The sequence below is a fragment of the Acinetobacter sp. RF14B genome (assembly GCF_006864105.1).
In the GTDB taxonomy this organism is placed as follows: domain Bacteria; phylum Pseudomonadota; class Gammaproteobacteria; order Pseudomonadales; family Moraxellaceae; genus Acinetobacter; species Acinetobacter lwoffii_C.
Genome location: NZ_SMTB01000269.1, coordinates 1 through 458, shown reverse-complemented (window position 1 = coordinate 458; position 458 = coordinate 1). Strand labels below are relative to the sequence as shown.

1 protein-coding gene is annotated in these 458 nt (G+C 48.7%); it reads right to left on the bottom strand.

All coding sequences use genetic code 11. The features are described 5' to 3' along the window. Positions 1 to 189: 189 nt before the first annotated feature. A partial coding sequence (locus E2K52_RS14905; RefSeq protein WP_000546496.1) for a hypothetical protein occupies positions 190 to 458 on the bottom strand: 269 nt, incomplete at its 5' end.

Genomic DNA, 458 nt, shown 5'->3' with positions numbered 1-458 from the left:
GCATTCAGGCTCTGCTAAAAATGCCAGATAACATTCCGACCAACCCCTGATTCAGGTTATAAATGACACAATATCTTGACAACATCCGTCACTGTCTGTCAGAAAATGTACTGCCAAATATAAGTATCATGTGAAGTACATCTACCCGTTTTAGCCAGCGTCCTTCAGAGTGGGCGCTGGCTTTTTTTATTATGCTGCCGGTGCATTTATCTCCAGCATCAGACTTTCTATCTCAACGCCATACGCTGCATTTTTTGTAACATCCGTCAGCGTCAGCGCATTCAGTCCCAGTGTCAGACTGTCTTTTATAACCTGGAATGCCGGGCCAGCCACTCCATTCAGTTTCGGAGTAACCGTGGCACTGCCGGCGGTGAACACCAGCTCCAGCGTCTGCCAGTCGTTACCGTAATCGCCGAACTCCCCCAGCTTCGTGTTTCCGGCTTTCCTGTGATGCATCA